The sequence below is a fragment of the Pseudemcibacter sp. genome, from assembly GCF_965661635.1.
In the GTDB taxonomy this organism is placed as follows: Bacteria; Pseudomonadota; Alphaproteobacteria; order Sphingomonadales; family Emcibacteraceae; genus Pseudemcibacter.
In genome coordinates, this window is record NZ_CBFIEP010000116.1 from 1 (window position 1) to 4,527 (window position 4,527).

Below are 4,527 nucleotides of genomic sequence, written 5' to 3' on the forward strand. Positions count from 1 at the left end.
AGGAGATATCATGAGAGCATAAATAACCTAACACCTGAAGATGTCTTTCTAGGACGCGGCAATGTGATCCTGGAAAAGCGAAACAAAATTAAACTAAAAACAATGGCCAAACGAAAACGCTTGCACATTAAAGCTATGGCCACATAATATTAACAGATGGAGCAGAATACTCTCTTATTATAAAGACTTAAAAACCCAACTTTCCCTGATGACGTATAGTTTAATTGAATAAAAGATTAATTTAGTAAAACTGAATTTATAAATTTAATTATTTGATCACTAAAACCATCTTCACTAGTATTAAAATGAAAAACTTCCGACAAATGATTATGATCAATCAGCTGTATAATCGTTGACATTTCTTTGTCCCTTTCATAAAGGGCATTAATCATTTTCAGAGCTTGATATTGAAAATTATCCTTATCATATTGAGCGTAACTGACAAACACAGGAACTTTTCTGCCTTCAAGATCATTCAAAATTGATCTTTCGGCATATTTGTTTTTATCTCGTCCGAAATAATCATAATATTGCGGGTCCGCATCATTATTTAATATGCTTGTGTCATAAACTGATCCATTTGCAAGGATCGCGCACTTAACACCATCATTTTCAATTTGATATTTTTCTTCAAATATATAACTTGCTAAATGTTGTGCACCTGCGGAATGGCCAAATAAAAACACTTTAGAATTATCCGCAAATTTAAATTGGTCCTCATGATCCCTAATCCATTTAAGTTGTAATGAAAGATCAATTGTCCCTGTCGGCCATTTAAATTCTGGTGCTAGTCGGTATGTCATTATAACTGAAGTAATACCCATCTTGGCAAAATGATACCCAACATTGGCATACATGGCTTTATCACCCGCAACAAATGAACCCCCATGTAAAAAAACGAGTATCGGCGAGGGATGGGAGGGAGCAGAGACAGGTTCATATAAATCAAAACCCTGCTTTTTATCCGGTCCATATTTTAAATCATATGTGACTTTAGCGGCACTATTATCTGCTGCTTCCCATAATGGTTGCCACCTGCTGAGTGATTTTCCAACATCTATCGATTTTCCTTCAGCGCGAATTTGTTCCGTAATTGATTGCCCATGAGCAAAATTAATAAAACAAATGATGAAGAAAATTATATATCTCAAATTTAATCCAGATTTTCTTTATTTTGATATTGTTTCAAGATTGATGGATGCAAGGTCGCTTTAATATCATCAATTGATTTTTCTTTACGTTTTTTCTTCAGAGCAGGCTTTTGCACTTCTTCTGGTTTCTTATCACCTACAATTAATTTATAAGCCAACACCGCAACCAAGAAAAAGCGCATTGCCGAAAGCAGCCCTAAAAAACCGGCACGGAAGTTCGGGTACACGACATCTGGCGGCAATTCAAAGAAATTCACATCGCTCCAGACAATATCACGCCTGATAATGCGTTCTTGATTATTGCTATATACTTCTTGAAAGGTATAAACCATGGTGCCATCAAATATGCACCAAAACAAAATCACACTAACCATCAAAATTTTTACGTAAATATTTGCGTCAATCTTATCAATTAGGCTTTGATGGAATATCAACATGGTTCCATAATATAAAAGCACAGCTGCCATGATGATCGTGAATTCGGTCATGAAATAATTTATTTCAGTGAAGCCAAATTCAATAATAGCCCATTGGCCTATTTTAGATGGAATAATCAAAAGGGTAACCAGAACAGCGACTTGAAAAAAAACCAAAATATATTCTTTTATTTCTTCCTGTAACGAAGGTGGGTTTTGTTTCATTATGCGTCCTACTTAATACTTAATATTTATTGTCGAATTTTCGAAAATTATATTGGCATTTCCCAAGATTACAGTAAAGTCATATTCTATAAAAACACATGTTTGTGATATGGAATTTATTATGGAATTTGATCAAAAGCTTTTTGACAATGTTATAAAGGCGGCAAAATCATTCGAAACAAGTTTAAACACGCGCCCCGTAACACCAAATGAAGATGCAATACGTGCCTTAAATCAGTTTGATGAACCGTTCATTAATAGCGGCATGGACGCAAAAGACGTCATTAACATGCTTGTTGAAATTGGGGAACAGGGTGTCGTTTCAACGCGTGGCGGTCGTTATTTCGGGTTTGTCACCGGAAGTGCACTTCCCGTTTCAATTGCGGCAAACTGGATGGCTGGTGCATGGGATCAAAATAGCGCCCTTAGTATCATGAGCCCTTTAGCTGCAAAATTAGAAGACGTTGCGGGCAAATGGGTCTTGGATGCACTTGATTTCCCTGCTGAATGCGGGTTTGGTTTCGTCACTGGTGCCTCAATGGCCGGTTTTACGGCTTTAAGTGCCGCACGTAATCATACTTATAAAAAACTTGGGATTGATATAAAGGCGTACGGTATAACAAGTGCACCGCCCCTTAAATTTGTGATGGGCGAAGAAATTCACCCAACCAATATCATAGCACTGCAATATATGGGATATGGAAAGAATGAATTTCATATGGTTCCATGTGACGAGCAAGGAAGAATGATTGCATCAGATATACCAAAACTTGATGATCACACGATTATCATTGCCCAAGCCGGCAACGTGAATAGTGGTGCTTTTGATCCTTTTAATGAAATATGCGACAAAGCATCGGATGCTAATGCATGGGTGCATGTTGATGCTGCCTTCGGTGGTTGGACTAAGGTTTCTAAAAGCAGATGTCATTTAACGAACGGCATGGAACGCGCAGACAGTTGGTCACTAGACTGTCATAAATGGCTGAATGTTCCTTATGATAGTGCCCTTGCAATCTGCAAAAATGCAGAATCGTTGACAGACATGTTTGGCGTTACCGCGCCATATTTAATTGAAGGAGCAATGAGGGAGCCAAACCACCACACCCCAGAATTTTCTAAAAGAGCCCGTGGTTTAGAAATCTGGGCGGCATTGAAGCATCTTGGCAAAGATGGGCTTTCTGAAATGATCGATAGAACCTGTAATCATGCAAAACACTTTGCCAGTGAAATGGAAAAACTGGGCATAATCATTATGAACGATGTGGTCATAAATCAAATCGTTGGAACATTCGACGACGAAGAAAGAGTAGATCAGTTTATTGACAAAGTGCAAAAAAGCGGCAAAACATGGTTTGGACCGACAGTTTGGAAAGGCAAAAAAGCTTTTCGCATCAGTGTATCATCCTATGCAACAACCGACGAAGACATCGACATTGCACTACAAGCAATAAAAGATGCACTTTAAGAAATTATTTCCGTTACAATTTCAGTAGTAACAGAATTCGCAATAAAACACATTTCGTGGGCTTGATGATGAAGGTCTTCTAATAGCTCTTTTGATGGTGGCTCATCATTTCAGTATGTAGCGACCGGTTTTAACGTGACCTTTGTCATTCCCCATTTATTGCGTCCTATACGTTCAAGTATTCCTTCTGCTGCATCACTGTAGTCATTGACAATGATACCATTACGCGAACAAAGATCTAAAAACGTCAACATATGACAACTTGAAAGCGAAGCAACAAAAGCTTCTTCCGGATCAACGAAATCAGGATTAGAATAGGGGACAGGCACAATATGGTGTGATGGACTTGCCGGAATATTAATACCACCTTCAAAGCTCCATTCATGAAGTCTACTATATTTTTTATCAATAAATTTTTCACCGGAATTTCGTTTCCAAGTGATGTTTGCTTTATATGCTGACATGATGATTACTCCTTTATATTCAAGTTTAACATAATTCTATTGTTTGAAGAGTTGTTTTTTTATCTTTAGAGGATATAAATAATAAAAAAAATATAAAGGAAACCCATGAAAAATTACCTAGCCGATAGCGCGCGTACCGCATCTGATTCATATTTCACCGACAAAGTCACCGAAGAAGAAGTGAAGGCAACTTTTGAAAAGTTTGCGGAAACTGGGGAAGCACTTGACGGGCAAAAACGCAAATTGTTTTACGGAAAAGGCGACAAGGTTGAGGGCGGCAGTGTTGATGATTTTTCATTTGAAAATCTAAATGGCAATATTGTCCATGCCATTTATGGGTTATGCACTGAAGCAGGTGAAATATCAGAAGCTTTTTTGAAAGCAGCCGAAAGTGGTACTTTTGACGAAGTAAATTTAAAAGAAGAGGCGGGCGACCTACTTTGGTATCTTGCTATGCTATTCAGGGAACTTGATACTAATTTTGATGAAGTTGCTACAACCAACATCAATAAGCTTAAAGCGCGGTTTCCTGAAAAGTTTTCTCAAGATAAAGCTTATAACCGTGACCTTAATACCGAAAGAGAAATTCTCGAAAGCTAACATTATCACGAAAATGTGATTAAACTTGATTTACGTAAGTCATAACACTAGTACAGCTTATGAACGTGAAGAAATCTTAGCATTTAAAATTGGGGGAACCTTATGGAAAACATATTTTCGATTATAACAACAACAATAATTTTATCACTTTTTCTAAAACCAGCATCTTTTGCTAAAGATCGAGAATATAAATTTAGTTTTAA

At 37.2% G+C, this 4,527-nt stretch carries 4 protein-coding genes and 1 pseudogene; 2 read left to right on the plus strand and 3 right to left on the minus strand.

What is annotated here, in order from left to right:
• Nucleotides 1-236: 236 nt before the first annotated feature.
• Both ACTF6W_RS07700 and ACTF6W_RS07705 read right to left on the minus strand, forming a co-directional pair.
• Nucleotides 237-1,151 (minus strand): alpha/beta hydrolase fold domain-containing protein, encoded by a 915-nt coding sequence (locus tag ACTF6W_RS07700; RefSeq protein WP_438993960.1) that lies wholly within the window; start codon nt 1,149-1,151, stop codon nt 237-239.
• A gap of 2 nt (nt 1,152-1,153) precedes the next feature.
• Nucleotides 1,154-1,792 carry a hypothetical protein gene (locus ACTF6W_RS07705; RefSeq protein ID WP_438993961.1) on the minus strand — a complete coding sequence of 213 codons (639 nt, stop codon included), beginning with the start codon at nt 1,790-1,792 and terminating at the stop codon, nt 1,154-1,156.
• A 121-nt stretch (nt 1,793-1,913) separates the two neighbouring features.
• Between ACTF6W_RS07705 and ACTF6W_RS07710 the strand changes: the two genes are divergently transcribed.
• On the plus strand, nt 1,914-3,260 hold the full coding sequence (locus ACTF6W_RS07710) for a pyridoxal phosphate-dependent decarboxylase family protein (RefSeq protein WP_438993962.1): 1,347 nt from the start codon (nt 1,914-1,916) through the stop codon (nt 3,258-3,260).
• Here ACTF6W_RS07710 and ACTF6W_RS07715 read toward each other — a convergent pair.
• Nucleotides 3,257-3,724, minus strand: a pseudogene (locus tag ACTF6W_RS07715) (OsmC family protein). The gene ACTF6W_RS07710 and the pseudogene ACTF6W_RS07715 sit on opposite strands and share 4 nt — an antisense overlap.
• Before the next feature lie 105 nt (nt 3,725-3,829).
• On the opposite strand from ACTF6W_RS07715, the gene ACTF6W_RS07720 reads away from it, so the two are divergent.
• The gene (locus ACTF6W_RS07720; protein ID WP_438993963.1) at nt 3,830-4,324 is read left to right on the plus strand and encodes a nucleoside triphosphate pyrophosphohydrolase family protein; all 495 of its coding nucleotides are present in this window, start codon (nt 3,830-3,832) and stop codon (nt 4,322-4,324) included.
• The last annotated feature ends 203 nt before the right edge of the window (nt 4,325-4,527 follow it).